The following is a 17,108-nucleotide window of genomic DNA, read 5'->3' on the forward strand; positions in this document are numbered from 1 at the left end:
AGTGTCCTATGCGCGCTTTGACGCCGTTGTTATTGCTCACCCTCAGTGCTTACGCCCACGCCGATACCCTGCCCAGCTTCCTCAATAGCAACGACACGATCCGCAACCTGCCGGTGCCCAACCTGCCCGCCGACGCCTACCGACCGGCCGCCACGCCTACCCAGGTGCCGGTGCCTGCGGCGACGGCCGAGCAGCCCTTGCTGATGGACACCAAAGTGACCATCCGTAAACTGCAGATCGACGGCGGCACGGTGTACCCGCTCAAAGAAGTCGCCCAGGTATTCGAACCCTTGATTGGTCATGAAACCAATCTGGCGCAATTGATCGAAGCCACCCGCAGCATCACCCGGCGCTATCAGGAAGACGGCTACCTGCTGTCCTACGCCTTCCTGCCGGAACAACGGTTCGAAGGCGGCCTGGTGCATGTGGTGCTGGTGGAGGGTTACATCCGTGATTACCAACTGCAAGGCGACATCGGTTCGGTCTCGTCCTACGTCGACAAACTGGCGGAAAAACTCAAGGCCGAACGCCCGCTCACGCGCAAGACGTTCGAGCGCTACACCACGCTGATGAGCGCCATCCCAGGCGTGACCGTGCAAGCCCAGGTGCCGCCTCCGAGCACCACCGATGGCGGCACCCACATGCAGATCAGTGCCAGCCGCAAGCCCTTCACCACCAGCATGAGCCTCAACGAGGCGAGCCGTGGCGGTACCCAGGCCTTGCTGACCGGCACCAGCAACTCGTGGACGTCGATGGGCGAACAACTGAGCGTCAGCGGCCTGTTCCCGCCGGGTGAGGACAAAGAACATTACTACCGCGCCTCCTACAGCCAGTTCATCAACGCTGAAGGCACCCAGCTTGCACTCTCGGGGGAACGCTACCGCGCGGACCCAAGCACCCGCCTGCAGTTAGGCGACGGCCTTGAACTCAAGCCGCACCAGCAGATCGACCGTTACTCCATAGGCGTCAGCCACCCCTTTATCGCCTCGCCCAGCGAGTCGCTGAGCCTCGGTACGCGCCTCTACGCCGTCGACCAGACCAACCGTTACACACTGGAAGGTTTCCCCCAGCGCTTTGAGCTGCAAACCAACCTGCGCGCCCTGGCCTTCGAAGGGGACTGGCGTAAAGCTGACACCACCCAACTGCGCATCATCAGCGGCGGCGTGTACCAAGGCATCAATGGCATGGGCGCCAAGACCCATACGGACTTCGGTGGCCTAAAGCCCGACCTCGACTTCTTCCGCCTGCGCCTGTCCGGCGTGCAGAGCAACAAACTCTTCGATAACTGGCAAGGCGTGCTGTCCGGCGCGCTCTACTGGAGCAACGACAACCTGCCCGACAGCGAGCGCGCGACCTTCGGCGGGCAAAGCTTCGGGCGCGGCTACCCCGATGACCAGGGCACGGGCGACAAAGGCTGGGGCGCGGCCTACGAGGTCAACTACAGCTACAACCGCGCGGGCGATTGGGTGAGGATCCTGCAACCCTACGTGGTGCTCGACCGCGCCAAGACCTGGTTCAACGACCTGCCGGTCAAGGGCAACGACATGTCATCGGCGGCGGTGGGGCTGCGCTTTGGCGATGCCAAGTACTACAACGTCGCGCTGGAAGTCGCCAAGCCGATGTCGGACGTGGCACTGGACAGCTTCGATCGACGGCCACGGTACTCATTGAGTTTCAGCTACCAACTCTGATGTGTAGTGAGCGGGCTTGTCGAATCGTCGCACCGCCCGCGCTGGGCGGCGAAGCCACCCCATCTCCTGGAGCACTGGGTCTCCTTGGTTAGAATTGAGTCGCCTGGTCTTAGGGCGGCTTCGCCGCCCCATCTCCTGGAGCACTGTGTTCTCCTTGGTTAGAACTGAGTCGCCTGGGTTTGGGGCGGCTTCGCCACCCAGCGCGGGACAAGCCCGCTCACTACAGAGTTCGCTTAAGGGTGGGGGTGGAGAGGGGAAACAGGCTGTTCAAGGTGTCGATGAGCCGTACCAGGTAGATCGGCTTGCGAAACAGGTCCAGCACCTGCAGGCGCAGCATGTCGCTTACGTCATCCATTTCGGCATGGCCGGACATCACAATCACCGGCAGGTGAGAACGCGAGGTGTGTTCGCGCAAGCGCTTGATCAAGGAGATGCCGCTTTCCTCGGGCATGCGCAGGTCGGTGATGACCAGGGCAATATCAGGATGGAGTGTCAATTCTTGCAGCGCGAAGGTGACGGAGGTGGCGGTAAAACAGACAAATCCCTCGTGTTCGAGGGATTCGGCGAGTTCGATCAGCGCGTCCTCTTCGTCGTCCACCAAAAGAATTTGTTGGCGGGAAGGCGGATAAACGCTCATGGCAGTACCTGAACTGGAGAAACTTTGATTAGGGGTTTCCACATTTTTCAGCGGACTATCAAGTTGTCATTTTGGTCGCAACGCTATCGAAAATGGATTTGATCTTAGTTCCAAGCCCTGAGCCGGCACCGACGATCACCAGTGCAACCATCGCTACGATAATCGCGTACTCGATCCCAGACGCCCCCTCTTTGCGCTGAAAGAATAGTTGTGTCTGAACATAAAGCTTCAACATCAGGTCAAGGAACATAAGACTTCTCCCTAAAACGCCACTAAGAGCCGGTACGGCTCTAGCACGATGTCCGCGGCGTGCCACTAGAGCATTGTCAACAAACCTCAGCCTCACAACTGTAAGAACGGATTAATCACAAAGTATTAGTCGAAAAGTCGACGCCAGGCATCCCGCCATTTAAAGGGGCACTTTTAGAGTCCGGATTATAGTTTCGATAAATTTTTCCCGGGGTAATGGCATTTCGTCCTAGCTGAGCTACCTTCAAATAGCCAAATCGTTAGATGTTCATCACAGCCAGGTTGCGGATTAACCCGTTGGGATTACACGGGCGTGCAGTGCAACGGGAAAGGGAGAGCCGTCATGAACAGTCGCATCAGCATGGTCCTGGCCGGCTTGTTGCTGATCGGGGCATTGATCGCCGGGTACTGGGGTTTAGTGTTGAGCCGCGCACCAGAGCCTGTCGCAGTCCCTGCCGCACCTGTCGTTTCCGTTGAAAAAACCATCGCTGCCGCCGAAGACCAGACCCGCCAACCGGTGGTGGTCCTGGTGCATGACGTGCCTGCCTACCGTGCGCTGACCGCTGCCGACCTGGTCGTGGAAAGACTGCGCACCGTGCCCGTCGGCAGCCTCACTCAGCTCGACCAGGCCATCGGCCGCATGCCGCTGCGCGCGCTTGGCGCAGGCACCTGGCTCACCGAAGACAGCTTTACCGGCGGCGGCCCGCTCGCTCGCATGATTCGCCCCGACGAGCGTGCACTGGCGGTGGCCGTGGATGAAGTGATCGGCGCCGCCGGCCAATTGACCCCCGGCGATTACGTGGATGTGCTGTTGTTCCTGCGCCAGGATGCCAGTAATGCCGAACAGTCGGCCCAGATCGTGCTTCCGGCCATGCGCCTGCTCAGCGTCGGCGACCAGATGGGCTTGGCCAACGATGGCCTGCCCGCGGTGCCACCACCGGTCACGGTTGAAGAACGCGCCCAGGCCGCCCAACGTCGAGCCGCCGCACGTACCGTGGTGCTCGCCGTACCGGAGCCACTGTTAAGCCGCCTGATGCTCGCGGCTCAAGCCGGCACCCTGCGCCTGGCCGTACGCAGCGCCGAGGAACACCTGCTCAGCCGCTACTGGGCCGGCGAGAGCGAAGCACCGCAGAAGATGGAAAGCGCCAACCGCGATCTCTACCAATTCACCCAGCTGGCCCTGACCGGCCCGCCCAAACGCATCGCGCCAGCCGGTGGCGAACCGAGCGTGCGCCGAGGCATTGAAGTGATTCGCGGTGCCCAAGGGGCGCCACAAACTCCGTGATCGAGCAAGGATGCCTTGAATGAGCCAGCGCTACGCACCCCTGTTCATGCACATGGCTTGGGCCCTGATGCTCTCGAGCCTGCCCGTCGGCATGGCCCTGGCTGCACCGGGCAACTGCAGCGCCCTGGGCCAGTTGCCGGCCGTGGTCGAGGTGGGAGAAGGCTTGCAACAGGAGCTGCAATCGCCGGTGGCAATCACCCGCCTGGCCATCGGTGACCCTAAAATCGCCGACGTGCGGGTCAACGGCGACCGTCATTTCCTGCTCACCGGGGTCGCGTCCGGCGCCACCAGCCTGATGGTATGGACCGCCTGCGCGAGCACGCCGCGTCAAAGCATGGTGTTCGTCAAGGGCAGGGCCACTTCGGCGCTGACCAGCCTGTCGCTGTCGCCGTCGGAAGATCCCCTGCTGCCCAGCCAGGTGCAGACCGACATCCGCTTTGTGGAAGTCAGCCGCACCAAGCTCAAGGAGGCGAGCACCCGACTGTTAGGCACCGGCAAAAACTTTTTCCTCGGCAGCCCCAACCTGCTGTCACCCTCGGAGGGGGTCTTCAAATTGCCGGTGAGCACTGACAGCTTCAACGTCGGTTTTGGCGGCGGCCGGGTCTCGGCCATGATCAACGCGTTGGAACGCAGCGGCTTTGCCTACACCCTGGCGCGCCCCAGCCTGGTGGCCATGAGCGGCCAGAGTGCCTCCTTCCTGGCCGGCGGCGAGGTGCCCGTCCCGGTGCCCAGCGCCGGCAGCGACACCATCTCCATTGAGTACAAGGAGTTCGGCATTCGCCTGACCCTGACCCCCACGGTGATTGACCGCAACCGCATCACCCTCAAGGTGGCGCCGGAAGTCAGCGAGCTGGACTACAGCAACGCCGTCATCATCCAGGGCATCCAGGTGCCGGCACTCACCGTGCGCCGCACCGACACTAGCGTGTCCCTGGCCGATGGCGAAAGTTTTGTGATCAGCGGCCTGATCAGCACCAACAACCGCTCCACGATCAGCAAGTTTCCAGGGCTGGGCGATATCCCGATCCTGGGGGCGTTTTTCCGCGATTCCAATATCAGCCGCGAAGAGAAAGAACTGCTGATGATCGTCACGCCGCACCTGGTGCAGCCGTTGGCCGCCAACGCCCAACTGCCCTCGTTGCCCGGCGAGAAACTGCGCAGTTACGACCCGAACTGGTTCCGGCTGTTCTTCTTGGAAAACGGTAATTTCGACCGTCGCAGTGGACTTTCCCAATGAGCGATAGCCTGAGCCAGACCTTCCTCGCCATCACCCGCAACGCCACCGACCTGGAGTGGCTGCAGGGCGCCCTGGCGCCCCTTGGCCAGGTCGTCAGCGTCGGCACCGGCAGCCTGGACGAGTTGCTGGCGCTGGTGGACGTGACGTTCGCCAGCCTGGTGTTTGTCGGCCTCGACCGGGAAAACGTGGTCACCCAGAGCGCGCTGATCGAAGGTGCCCTGGAGGCCAAACCGATGCTCGCGGTGGTCGCCCTCGGCGATGGCATGGACAACCAGCTTGTCCTGAACGCCATGCGGGCCGGCGCCCGCGACTTCGTGGCCTACGGCTCACGCTCCAGCGAAGTGGCGGGCCTGGTGCGCCGCCTGAGCAAGCGCCTGCCAACCGTCGCCCACAATGCGCAGCTGGGCGGTCTGACCGTGCTGTTTGGCACCCAGAGCAACGCCGATGGCGCCATGCTGGCGACGCACTTGGCACTGGTGGTGCAGAAAAGCGGGCAGCAAACCCTGCTGCTCGACCTGGGCCTGCCGCGCAGTGATAGCCTGGCCTTGCTGGGCCTGGAGAGCACGTTCAATTTCGGCGATGCGTTGCGGCATCTGCGTCGCCTCGATACCACGTTGATCAACAGCGCCTTCACCACGGCGCTGGATGGCCTGCGCATCCTGGCGTACGCCACCGGTGACGAGCCGCTCAAACTGACCAGCGCCGCCGAGTTGTTCATGTTGCTCAGCGCACTGCGCCAACACTTCCAGCACATCGTCGTGAACATCACCGGGCAGCCGGACAGCGAAGCGCTGCGCACCTTTGTCAGCCACTGCGACAAACTGCTGTGGTGCACCGACCAGAACGTGCTGGACTGTCGCCGCAACCTTGCGGTGCTCAGTCGCTGGCGCGATAAAGGCATGAAACTCGACCACGCCAAACTGGTGGTGGACCGCTACATCAAGGCCTGTGCCCCGGACACCGAGGCCCTGGAAAAAAGCTTCGGCCTCGAATGCGTCGCCGTGCTGCCCCTGAGTGCCGAACTGCGCCTGAACGTAAAGAATCAGGGCCAGACCTTGTTCGTCCTGGCCCCCCGTGAGCCCTTGACCCAAGCCGTGCGCGCCTTGGGCGAGCGCCTGGCAAAACGCTCCGAGGGCCTGGCAAAACCTTCCATGCGCTGGTTTGAACGCATCCTGGGGTCGGGACGATGAACGGCGAAAAACTGTTTGGCGGCCCGGCCCGCAGCGCCGGAGGCAACAGCGATCACGATGGCCTGAAACTGGTGCTGCATCGCTACATCATCGACGCCATCGAGGAGTCGGGTAAGAACCTGCTCGAAGGCACACGCCAGTCTCTGGCGCAATTTGTCATCGACAAGGTCTCCGAGTACATCACGCGCATGCGCCTGGCGATCTCGCGCTATGAAATGGAGCGCCTGGCCGAAGAGATCGTCGACGAACTCACCGGGTTCGGCCCGCTGGAAGTGCTGCTGCGTGACCCTTCTGTGACTGAGATCCTGGTCAACGGGCCGCACCGGGTGTTTATCGAGCGCGACGGCCTGCTGCACCAAAGTGACCTGCGCTTCATCGACGACCATCACGTGGAACGCGTGATGCAGCGCATCCTCGCGCCGCTGGGCCGCCGTCTGGATGAGTCGTCGCCGATGGTGGATGCACGGCTGCCCGACGGCAGCCGGGTCAACGCGATCATCCCGCCGATTGCCCTCGACGGGCCATGCCTGTCGATTCGAAAATTCCGCAAGGACATGCTCAAGAGCAGCGACCTGGTCGCCATGCAGACCATCGACCAGAGCATTTTCGAGTTCTTCCAGGAGGCCGTGGGCAAGCGCTGCAATATCCTGATCAGCGGCGGCACGGGTACCGGCAAGACCACGTTGCTGAATATCCTCAGCCAACTGATCAACCCCCACGAGCGCTTGGTGACCATCGAAGACGTCGCCGAGTTGCAATTGGGCCACCCCCACGTGGTCCGCCTGGAAACCCGCCCGCCGAATGCCGAAGGTCACGGCGAGGTCAGGTCCAGCGACCTGATCCGCAACGCCCTGCGGATGCGCCCGGACCGCATCATCCTCGGCGAAATCCGTGGCGTGGAAGTGCTCGATGTGATGACGGCGATGAACACTGGCCACGACGGCTCCATGAGCACCGTGCACGCCAACAATGCCCAGGATGCGTTGCTGCGCCTGGAAACCCTGGTCGGCCTGACCGGCCGTGTGATCGCGGAAAAAACCCTGCGCCAGATGATTTGCGCCGCGCTGGACGTGATTATTCAACTGACGCGTATGCCCGATGGCCGCCGCTGCGTAAGCGAGGTGGTGGAAGTGGTCGGCGTGCGCGATGACGTGTATGTCACCAATACGCTGTTCCGTCTGGATCGGCGCACCGGCTTCGGTTTCCTGCGCGAAGCGCTCAACCCGGCCGGCGACAAGCTGCGTCGCGAATCGGCGTTGCAGTCATAGGGGGCGCTTGATGACAGGACCTGTGTTGTTGCTTATCTGCCTGCTGCTGATTGGTCTGTCGTTCTGGCAGTTTCACCATGGCCTGCGCAAGGCCCAGACGGCCCGTGTGCTGGAGCGCCTCGGCAACGGCCAGCCCGAGGCACAGGAAACCACGACCACATGGACGGGCCTCGAGCGCATGTTCCAGCGTGCCGGGCTGGGCAAACCCACAGACCGCCTGGGCCTGTGGGCGAGCGCCTGGGTGATCGGTGCGCTGCTGGGTTGGCTGCTCGCCGACGGGCTGGGCCTGATCGCCATGATCGTGGGGCCGCCCCTGGCATTGCGCGTGTTTATCGCCTGGCGTTATCAACAACGCGTGCAGCGCATGGTCGAGCAACTGCCGCAGTTGTTGGACCATAGCGTGCGCAGCCTCAAGTCCGGCAGAACCCTGGCAGACGCCGTACTGGGCGGGGTCGAGAGCATTGAAAACCCACTCAGGGACGCCATGGGCCGCGTGCAACGCAATGTGCGCATGGGCGTCAGCCTGCCGGATTCGGTCAGCGACTTCGCCGAGTTCTACGAACAGGACGAGTTCCGCCTGTTCGCCCTTGGCCTGAAGGTCAACCACCGCTACGGCGGCAACGCCAGCGAGCTGCTGGAAAACCTGATCAAAATGATTCGCGAGCGGGAACAGGGTGCCCGTCAACTCAAGGCCATGACCGGCGAAACACGCATGACCGCCTATGTGCTGGGCGGTCTGCCGGTGCTGATCGTGGGCTACTTCCTGGTGGTCAACCCCGGCTACTTGATGAACATGTGGCACGACGGCACGGGGCGCATCATGCTCTTCGGCGCGCTGGCAATGGACCTCGGCGGCACCTTTATCATGTGGCGCATGCTGAGGAGTGTCTGAGATGGCGCTTCTGGCCTGCGCTTTGTTGTTGCTCGCCGCAGCGGTATTGGTGGGCGGGCAATTGCTCGAGCATCGCCGCCGCGAACGGCGGGTCGCTGAGCGCTTGCAAGGCAAGATGGTCAGCGATAACAGACTCGGCACGCTCATCCGCCAACTGGGCGCAAGCTCGCTGGCCCAGCGCTCGGTCAGCCTGGACAACGAGACCCAGGCCCTGCTCAATCGGGTTGGCTGGCGCAAGTCCAGCCAACGCTCGCTGTTTGCAGCCTTCCAGATCGGTACGCCCATCGTGTTATTGGGCTTGACCCTCCTCGGCCAGCAACTGTTGTTCCCGCATGCGGACCCCGCCTGGATTGCCCCGATGTTTGCCCTGGGCATCGGCTACCTGCTGCCAAAACGCGTGCTTGCGGCGGCCGCCAAACATCGCCAGCAAGCCATCGCCAAAGAAATTTCCACCTTCATTCCGCTGCTGCGCATTCTGTTCGAGTCAGGCATGGCGGTTGAGCAATCGCTGCGTGTATTGGGCAACGAGGCCCAGCGTTTACTCCCCCACCTCACGCACGAACTGCGCCTGATCCTGGCGCGGGTCGATTCCGGCCTGGAGCTGGGTGAGGAACTGGGCAAGACCGTCCACGTGCTGGAGGTGGATGAGTTCACCGACACCTGCATCATCCTCCAGCAATTGATCCAGCAGGGCGGCGGCGCGATGAAGTCCCTGCTGGCCCTCAAGCAACTGCTCGACGACCGACGCCTGACCCGCCTGCAGGAATACATTTCGAAGATGTCGGCAAAAATGTCGGTGGTGATGATGGTGTTCTTGTTCCCTGCTTTGCTGATCGTGCTCGGCGGCCCGGCCTTTATCGGCATCGCCCGCGCGTTGAGTCACTTTTAAGGAGTCGTTGATGAAAGCACTGATTGCCGGCCTGGCCCTGCTGATGCTCGGCGGCTGCGCCACCAATGGCCAATCACCCTGGGCGGCGTTGACCTCATCCAACAGTTGCACCAAGCCGAGTTCGGACCAGGAACTGGCACTCAACCTGTCCGATGACCTGGCCAACGAAGGCAAGCTGCACGCCAGCCTGGCCAACCTGCAAAGCCTGCCCGAGGCCTTTCCCCAGGTGCGCCAGCGCAAGGCCCGCAACTACCGCCTGCTCGGGCGCAGCGAGGCCGAGCCGTTGTACCGCAGCCTGCTCGGTACCTGCATGAACGCCGAAGGCGAGCACGGCCTGGGGCAATTGGCGGCAGCCAGGGGCGACAACGGCCAGGCCATGGCGCATATGCAACGGGCGGCGCAGTTGGCGCCCACCGACGAAAAAATCCGCAATGACCTGGGCGTGGTGTACCTCAACCAGTTGCGCATGGAAGACGCGCGCTTTGAATTCATGACCGCCATCGAGCTCAAGCAAAGCGACCCGCTGGCGGCCGTCAACCTGGTGACCTTGCTGATTTATCAGGACAACTGGGGGCAAGCGGCAAAGGTGGCCAGCCAATTGGGCCTGAGCCCCGAGCAGGTCACCGATGCCCAGGCCCGCGCGGAAAAACTCAAGGGTCCAAGCCCCAGCCCAAGCCCAAGCCCCAGTGCGCCGGCGCGCAAAATCGCCGTGGTCAGCGATGCCATACGGTGGCTATCAAGTGAGGAGTGATCGATGAAAGTACATTACCTTGTCGGCCTGGCGCTGCTCCCGCTGAGCGCACTGGCCATCGAACCGGGCCCGTCGTCACCGCAGCAAGCGGAAACTGAAAACTGGATGGCCTTGCAGATCAATGGCCGTGCCGCTTCACCCACGCCGCAAAGGACCACGCCCGCAGAACGCGAGCAGGCCTTGCAGCGCTGGCTGGACAGTCACAAACATCCGATCCCGGAGTTTTTTGAATCGCCGTCCGGTGGGTCGTCTAAAGGTGGGAACAGTCAATAACACCCTGGCGCGTCAGTGCGCCGTCACCCGTTGGCGCATCGCCGAGGTATTCGGCGACAGCGCCAGTGCCAACTGCGTGCGGTTATGCATATGGGTCAGGCGCAACACCTGGGACACGTAGAGCTTGACCGTGTTTTCGGTGATCCCCAGTTCACAGGCGATCTGGTAGTTGGTCTGGCCCTTGCCCACCAGGCGCGCAACGTCCAGCTGGCGCGGCGACAGCTGGTTGAAAATGGTCGGGATCTCCATCGGCCCGGCGTCTTCGGAAACCGGCTCGCCCTCATCCGCCACGCCGGCGCCGGGGCTACGGCGCACTTTGTCGAGGTCCTGGTACAGGTCATTGATGGATTCTGAGAGGTATTGCAGCTTCAGGTTCAGGTGCCCCAGCTGCAGCTCTTTTTGCCGCTCTTCCAACGCCGCTTCCTGGCGCTGCACGCCTTCGAGCAATTCATCAAGGTTGATCGGTTTCTGGTAGTAATCCGAGATCCCCGCGCGCAGGGCCTTGATCACGTCCTGTTTGTCGGAACGACCAGTGAGCATGATCGCCTCGAACGCCCGCTGCTTGCCGGCGACTTTTTGCATGGCCTGCACCAACTCGATGCCATCCATGTCCGGCATGTGCAGGTCGCACAGCACCAGGCCGATCTCGGCCTCTTCGCTGAAGCGCTGCAACGCATGTCGGCTGGACTCACACGGCACGCAACGGTAACCACTGCTTTCGAGAAATTCGCAGAGCTCTTCCACGATCAACGGCTGATCGTCGACCACGAGCACCTTTACCGCTGAGGTTAGCTTGTTCACGCGCTACTCCATGCCTGGCAAGCCAAAAGATTGACCGATCCCTTTTGACGAAGAATCCTAGACTCTCATTCAATAAACGTAGACCTACTTTTCGACTCTGTACACATCGATAGAGGCCTTGTGCGATTAGTGGATCCAAAACCAGTACAGCGCAAACCCTGTCAGTACAAACGGAGCAAACGGCTGTTTTTTTGACGCTTCAGTAACCGGGGTTAGCCGACGCGCGCTAAGCCTTTGACTGATAAGCCCCCAGCCGCCCAGGAACAGCGCGGCACCGATCAGCGACCACAACACCGCATCCAGCGTGCTGGCCAGGGCCAAGGCGGCCAACAGCTTCACGTCCCCCGCGCCAAAACGGCCCAGCGCATAACCGGGCAACGTCAGCAGCAGCGCCACGGCAAAGGCCCAGCCTCCTTCGCTGGCGGGCGCACCCAACCAGGTAGTGCCCATCCACGCCAAGTAGAGCAACGCCAGCAGCGCCACACCCAGCGTCAAGCCGTTGGAGATTTGCCGTTGACGCCCATCCTGCAACGCACAGAGCCCCAGCCAGAGCACTATCACCACGCCATGGATCACGTAAAAAACATCCCTTTCCGCTGAATGATTCTATGCTGATATCAAGTAGTAGCCGTCAGGGTAGACGCAGTCATGAAAACAAGCCTCCCCAGAAAACAAAAAGGAGCTGCGGCGATAGAGTTCGCCCTGGTCTTCGGGATCTTTTTTGCAGTGTTCTATGGGTTGATCAGCTATACCCTGCCGTTGCTGCTGATGCAGTCCTTCAACCAAGCGGCATTGGAGGCCGTGCGTCAGGCCATGGCGGTGGACCCGGTGGCCGCCGCAGACACCTATCCTACGAAAGTCACCGAGCGCGCCAAAGACACGGTCATGACCCAGTTGGACTGGATCCCCACCAGTTTTCAATTTTCACGTGATTTCGTCAGCGCGACTTACACCGGCACCACACTGAACGTCACGATCAGCTACCCCACCAACCTCCTCTATTCCGTGTTCCCGGTACTGGTGGTGCCGGGCATCGGCACAGTGCCGAATCTGCCGGCCAACCTGTCCGCGCGTTCGAGTCTTCAGTTTTGACCTCGGGGGATAACCTGTTCGGGCGCCTGCTCGGCCGCACCGGCGCCCCGCCCCTCGACACACCCGGCGTGTCCGTGCCAGGGCTGCACCTGCAACTGGACCCTCAAGGCCACGTGCTGAGTATCAGCGGTACCCTGCGCCCACAGCTCGCGACGCCCGGGATGGGTGAGACCCCGCCGCTGCTGCGTGAACTGCTGTGTGCCGGCAGCGCCTTGAGTGTCGAAGGCCGCCCCGCAGACTGGCAACACCAGAGCCTGGACCTGGACTTCCAGAGCACGACCGGCCAGGTGCTGCACACCCGTGGCTGGGTCGAACCCGAAGGTGATGGCTGGAGCCTGCGCCTGCTCGACGTGGGAGACTTGCTCGCCGACCGGCAATTGGCCCAGCACCGCGAGCAGAACCATCAACTCATCAGCCGGATGAGCGAGCAACTGCAGCTGTGCAGCCTCAGTCGCTTGCCCGAGGTGTTCAACGAGCACCTGCGCAACCTGGCCCAGCACTGGCAGATCCCCTGTGTGGCCCTGGCGTTGTTCGATGCAGAAGACCAAGGCTGGCGGATCTACAGCCACTACACCGCCCACGACGCGCCCGCCTTGTGGCAGACCGGCCAGCACCTGGGCACCCTGCTGGACAGCGCCAATGGCAGCGCGCCATTGAGCCTGGCCCAGGCGCGCCGCGAACACCCAAGCCTGAACGGTATTTTCGGCAACGCCGACGGGTTCCTGGTGCCCTATCGCGATAGTCAGGGCGTCGCCGCCTGGTTGCTCTGCGGCCTCTACAATGGCCAGCAACACACCCGCGACCGGGAATGGCTGAACCTGACTGCCGCCCTCGCCGCCCCGCTGCTGAGCCGCTTGCGCGAGCAACGCGATCACCAACAGCTCGACCGCATGGACGCCCTGCAAGGCCTGCTCGGCACCGGCTGGTGGGAACTGCTGCCCGCCACCCAGGAAATCCAGCTGGCCCCGCAGCTACAGCACAGCCTCAGCCTGGAGGACGGCCCGACTCGCCAGGCGCTGGGTGTATGGCTGGAACAGATTCACCCCGCCGATCGCCAGGCACTCACCAGCCGCCTGCACGACCTGCAAACCCTCGACAAACCACTGCTGACCAGCGTGCGCCTGCAACGCACCGACACCGAGCACAACCCCCTCTGGTACCGCCTGCAGGGCCACGTGCTGGGGATGGGCGATCAGCGACGCTGGGTCGGTTTCATGCTCGACATCAGCGACATCAAAAACCAGCAACTGCAAGCCGCTGCCGCCCATGCGCGCCTGGATAACCTCATCGCCAGTTCACCGGCGGTGATCTATGTGCAGCGCTATGTCAGCGGCGCCCTGCACCCGGCGTTTTTCAGTGACAGCCTGCTGCCGCTGTTGGGCTGGACGCTGGACGACTGCAACCACGACAGCCTGGCATCATTGATCCACCCCGAAGACCGCGACCTTTACTTTGAACGTACCCGCCGACTCCTGCGCGAAGGCGCCGTGCGCAGCCGCTACCGCCTGCGCGACAAACAGGGCCACTACCATTGGCTGCTGGATGAAGCCAAATTACTGCGCGACGACCTCGGGTTGCCGCTAGAAGCCGTCGGCCTGTGGCTGGATGTCACCGAGGCGACCCTGGCCGCCGAGCAGATCAAGCAGAGCGAAGAGCGCTACCGCATCTTGGTTGAAGACTCGCCGGCGATGATCTGCCGCTATCGCCCGGACCTGACCCTGACCTTCGGCAACACGCCGCTGGCCAACTACCTGGAGTGCCTGCCTGCACAACTGCCGGGGTTGAACCTGGGCCATTGGCTGTCGGATGAACAGCGCCAGGCCTTTGTGCAGCGCATCAGCCAGTTGACCCCGGAATTCCCGGTCAGCACCGCCGAGATCAGCCTGGAATTGCCCGGCCGCGAACATGCCTGGTGGGTGTGGTCGGACCGTGGCGTATTTGACGAACAAGGCGTGCTGGTGGAAGTGCAAGCGGTGGGCCGCGACAACACCGAAGTGCGTCGCTCCCAGCAGCAACTGACCCAGAGCGCCAAGATGGCCACCTTGGGCGAAATGGCCACGGGCCTGGCCCATGAAATCAACCAGCCACTCAACGTGATGCGCATGGCCATCGTCAATGTGCTCAAGCGCCTGGGCAACGGTGATGCGCAGACCGACTACCTCACCGAAAAACTGCAGCGCATCGACGCCCAGGTACAGCGGGCGGCGCGGGTGGTGGACCATATGCGCGTGTTTGGCCGCCGCTCGGAAATCGAACAACAGCCCTTCGACCCGTCACAGGCGGTGGAAGGCACGCTGTCGCTGCTGGGCGAAGGGCTGCGCGGTAAAGGTGTGGACGTGCGCGTCACCCCGGCGGACTTTACGGTGCAGGTCAAAGGTCATGTCGACCAGCTTGAGCAGGTGCTGATCAACCTGATGGTCAATGCCCGTGACGCGTTGTTGAGCAAACACGAAAAGGACCCGGCGTTCCGCCCGTGGATCGCACTGCATTGCGAACATGACAGCCGACATGTGCGGCTCTGGGTGGAAGACAACGGCGGCGGGATCGACCCCCGGTTGATCGAGCGGATTTTCGAGCCTTTCTTCACCACCAAACCGATCGGCGTGGGCACGGGGTTGGGGTTGTCGGTGAGTTACGGGATTGTGGAGAACATGGGCGGACGCTTGAGCGTCGTCAATGGGCCGGCAGGGGCACGCTTTTGTGTGGAGCTGCCGGTGGATCAGATCACCAGGTAGGCGCGACCCATATGGCAGCTGAGGTTGGCGCCGACTTCGGCGTTGCCAGCAGTGATACCGAGCGCCCCCAGTAATCCGTTCACAATCGGGTCCAGCACCGGCGACAGAACGTTTTTGACCGCCGTTATCAATGTATTGGTAATGGTCGCGAGCAAACTTGAGACGCCAGACAATGGCCCGCTCGCTGGATTTCCAGGAGGAGGAACGTACGTCACCTGAATGCCGCCCAATGTGTTGACTAGACTTCCAACCACGTTTGATGCGGGAGCCACTGATTGATAGGTGGGTGCCAGATTCATTTCGTTGACCGGTAAAAAAGTCATGCTTTGAGTGTTACCCCCGACCGTCGCGTGTACAACCGATAACAATAAGCTGCCACCGACCCCGGCCTTGCGCGGGGCACACCCGAAAATCCCCGTGCATGTCTGTACGCCAATATCAACGAGAGCGACTGGCTGAACAGTGGTCGCCACTGCCGAGGTGAATGCCTGCACCGGATCGACTTTTCCGACCGACACATCCACCAGCGCTGTACTCGCCTGAACGGTGAGAGATTTCGTTGCGCTGCTTGCACAACTGAAATCAGAGACATAAGCCTTCGCGCTGGCCACTTCAATGTTGATGTCCAAACCGCTCAGCAACTGCACATCCGTATGATCACAAGGCTTCAATACCAGGCACAGAAGTGGATCCAGCAGGCCCACAAGATTCAGGTGCAAAAGGTTATTGACCACCCCGGTTACCGGAGTAGTCAAGGCGGAAACCGCAGACGTCAAATCATTCAGCCCATTGAGCACGGGCAACTGAATAGACACCAGCGTACGGACTTGCGCCGTACGCACAAAAATCTGATCCGCCTGTGGGGTCTTCAACAAACCCGCTTTGGCCTTTGCAGGATTACCAATAGCCGACATTTGTGGGGGGGCAATCACTTTGGTCTGGACCGTCACGTTTCCTATCAATGGAATGCTCAACTGAGCGGCTGCACTCACCGCACTCTTGCTACTGGACAGTTGCGCCACGGTCTGCAGCAATTGAAACAACTGCACATTAGTATTCAAGGCGGCGGCCGGAGTGCCGGTGGCGACCTTCAGCAGATCTCCAACCGTCAACAACTGCGTATTCGCAGCGATGGCTTTCAATGTAATCACATCGTTGATGACCGCCGTGGCGACCGCACCATTTTTTTGCAGGACCTTCACTGCTGCGTCGATCAACTGGCTGGCGGATACGGCGGTGCTCAGCAGCGCATCATAGTCCCCCGCCTTGACGTTCAATTGAATCGCCAACTGGTCCAAGTAGCCGAGCAGGTTCACGTTCGTCCCAAGCAGACCATTCCACCCCGCAGCCGTCAGGGACAGACTACCGCCCAACAAATTACCGATGACCACGTTCAGCAGAGGGGAGTTGGCGGAGTTCACTGCCGCCAGGCTGCTGCGAATCGTCAGCTGCGCCACTGGCGGCGCATACGCGGCCACGGCGGTCGCACTCAGCATCATCTGGCTGGAAACCGGGGCGCCGCTGAACATGCTCCAGATACCCGTGGCAATGCTGGTCATCACGCTGCGCGTGGCAACCACGCGTACGGCATCGTTTTTGGTCGCGTCAGGGGTAAACACACGCACGCTGTTGGCATTGGTCGTTAATAGGCCGCAGGTCACGACCAGGCCACGACTGTTGTCGCCGGCGACCACGGTGAAGCCATTGCGCGTGGCGTTTTCCTTGGCGTAGTCGTTCGCGGTGGTGGTGGGGCTGCACAGGCCGCCACGACCGGCGGCTTCCAGGGCCGAAGTGTCGGCGATGGACTGCAACTTGCGCTTTTCCATGTACAGGCGGCCGCTGTCCACCACCAGTAGCATGAAGACCAGCGCCACCGCCAGGGTGCCCGCTGCCATCAAGCCAATCGCACCGCGCTGCCTGGAACGAAGTCGGGGAGACATCAGGCACTCCTTAGCGCTTACTCTCCGTAGTTGCTTGGAGTGTAGACAAAGGCTGGCCAGTCGCCACAGGAACGATTAAAGGGGTTGAAGGCTGGCAGAGAACCCATGTGGGAGGGGGCTTGCTCCCGATAGCGGAGTGTCAGCCAGCTCAGCTGTTACTGATACACCGCTATCGGGG

Annotated in this window: 16 protein-coding genes; 11 read left to right on the top strand and 5 right to left on the bottom strand. The window is 61.8% G+C overall.

Features of this window, described 5'->3' with window-relative positions:
- Nucleotides 1–8 precede the first annotated feature (8 nt).
- Nucleotides 9–1,691, top strand: coding sequence for a ShlB/FhaC/HecB family hemolysin secretion/activation protein (locus K7431_RS27805; RefSeq protein WP_043204732.1), 1,683 nt, complete (start codon nt 9–11; stop codon nt 1,689–1,691).
- A gap of 220 nt (nt 1,692–1,911) precedes the next feature.
- Here the strand turns inward: K7431_RS27805 and K7431_RS27810 are convergent, their stop codons facing one another.
- Entirely contained in the window at nt 1,912–2,328 is a 417-nt protein-coding gene (locus K7431_RS27810) for a response regulator (RefSeq protein ID WP_012722029.1), read from the bottom strand.
- 58 nt (nt 2,329–2,386) lie between these two features.
- Entirely contained in the window at nt 2,387–2,578 is a 192-nt protein-coding gene (locus K7431_RS27815) for a Flp family type IVb pilin (protein WP_012722028.1), read from the bottom strand.
- 342 nt (nt 2,579–2,920) lie between these two features.
- Between K7431_RS27815 and cpaB the strand changes: the two genes are divergently transcribed.
- From cpaB to K7431_RS27855, 8 genes are read left to right on the top strand one after another with little or no spacing between them, the layout of a single operon-like run.
- Nucleotides 2,921–3,862, top strand: a complete 942-nt coding sequence (gene cpaB, locus K7431_RS27820; protein WP_012722027.1) for a Flp pilus assembly protein CpaB — start codon at nt 2,921–2,923, stop codon at nt 3,860–3,862.
- Nucleotides 3,863–3,881: 19 nt separating this feature from the next.
- The gene (locus tag K7431_RS27825; RefSeq protein WP_012722026.1) at nt 3,882–5,099 is read left to right on the top strand and encodes a type II and III secretion system protein family protein; all 1,218 of its coding nucleotides are present in this window, start codon (nt 3,882–3,884) and stop codon (nt 5,097–5,099) included.
- A complete protein-coding gene (locus tag K7431_RS27830) occupies nt 5,096–6,289 on the top strand; it encodes a hypothetical protein (RefSeq protein WP_012722025.1) in 1,194 nt (397 codons plus the stop codon). Before K7431_RS27825 ends, K7431_RS27830 begins: the two co-directional genes overlap by 4 nt.
- Nucleotides 6,286–7,557, top strand: coding sequence for a CpaF family protein (locus K7431_RS27835; RefSeq protein ID WP_012722024.1), 1,272 nt, complete (start codon nt 6,286–6,288; stop codon nt 7,555–7,557). The genes K7431_RS27830 and K7431_RS27835 overlap by 4 nt, the downstream gene beginning before the upstream one ends.
- 10 nt (nt 7,558–7,567) lie before the next feature.
- Nucleotides 7,568–8,449 carry a type II secretion system F family protein gene (locus K7431_RS27840; protein ID WP_043204730.1) on the top strand — a complete coding sequence of 294 codons (882 nt, stop codon included), beginning with the start codon at nt 7,568–7,570 and terminating at the stop codon, nt 8,447–8,449.
- Between the two features lies 1 nt (nt 8,450).
- Complete coding sequence (locus K7431_RS27845) at nt 8,451–9,338, top strand: type II secretion system F family protein (protein WP_043204728.1); 888 nt, start codon at nt 8,451–8,453, stop codon at nt 9,336–9,338.
- A gap of 10 nt (nt 9,339–9,348) precedes the next feature.
- Complete coding sequence (locus K7431_RS27850; RefSeq protein ID WP_043204726.1) at nt 9,349–10,089, top strand: tetratricopeptide repeat protein; 741 nt, start codon at nt 9,349–9,351, stop codon at nt 10,087–10,089.
- Nucleotides 10,090–10,092: 3 nt separating this feature from the next.
- Complete coding sequence (locus tag K7431_RS27855; protein ID WP_012722020.1) at nt 10,093–10,362, top strand: DUF3613 domain-containing protein; 270 nt, start codon at nt 10,093–10,095, stop codon at nt 10,360–10,362.
- Between the two features lie 12 nt (nt 10,363–10,374).
- Here K7431_RS27855 and K7431_RS27860 read toward each other — a convergent pair whose 3' ends face one another.
- Both K7431_RS27860 and K7431_RS27865 read right to left on the bottom strand, forming a co-directional pair.
- Nucleotides 10,375–11,163 (bottom strand): response regulator transcription factor, encoded by a 789-nt coding sequence (locus K7431_RS27860; protein ID WP_012722019.1) that lies wholly within the window; start codon nt 11,161–11,163, stop codon nt 10,375–10,377.
- 126 nt (nt 11,164–11,289) lie between these two features.
- Complete coding sequence (locus K7431_RS27865; protein WP_012722018.1) at nt 11,290–11,739, bottom strand: prepilin peptidase; 450 nt, start codon at nt 11,737–11,739, stop codon at nt 11,290–11,292.
- 72 nt (nt 11,740–11,811) lie between these two features.
- Between K7431_RS27865 and K7431_RS27870 the strand changes: the two genes are divergently transcribed.
- Both K7431_RS27870 and K7431_RS27875 read left to right on the top strand, forming a co-directional pair.
- Nucleotides 11,812–12,255 carry a TadE/TadG family type IV pilus assembly protein gene (locus K7431_RS27870; protein ID WP_012722017.1) on the top strand — a complete coding sequence of 148 codons (444 nt, stop codon included), beginning with the start codon at nt 11,812–11,814 and terminating at the stop codon, nt 12,253–12,255.
- Nucleotides 12,252–14,990 carry a PAS domain-containing sensor histidine kinase gene (locus K7431_RS27875; protein ID WP_012722016.1) on the top strand — a complete coding sequence of 913 codons (2,739 nt, stop codon included), beginning with the start codon at nt 12,252–12,254 and terminating at the stop codon, nt 14,988–14,990. Before K7431_RS27870 ends, K7431_RS27875 begins: the two co-directional genes overlap by 4 nt.
- On the opposite strand, the gene K7431_RS27880 is transcribed toward K7431_RS27875, so the two are convergent.
- On the bottom strand, nt 14,975–16,930 hold the full coding sequence (locus tag K7431_RS27880; RefSeq protein WP_012722015.1) for a pilus assembly protein TadG-related protein: 1,956 nt from the start codon (nt 16,928–16,930) through the stop codon (nt 14,975–14,977). The two genes, K7431_RS27875 and K7431_RS27880, sit on opposite strands and share 16 nt — an antisense overlap.
- Between the last annotated feature and the right edge of the window lie 178 nt (nt 16,931–17,108).

The organism is Pseudomonas fluorescens group sp. (genome assembly GCF_020093335.1).
GTDB classification, from domain to species: Bacteria; Pseudomonadota; Gammaproteobacteria; order Pseudomonadales; family Pseudomonadaceae; genus Aquipseudomonas; species Aquipseudomonas petroselini.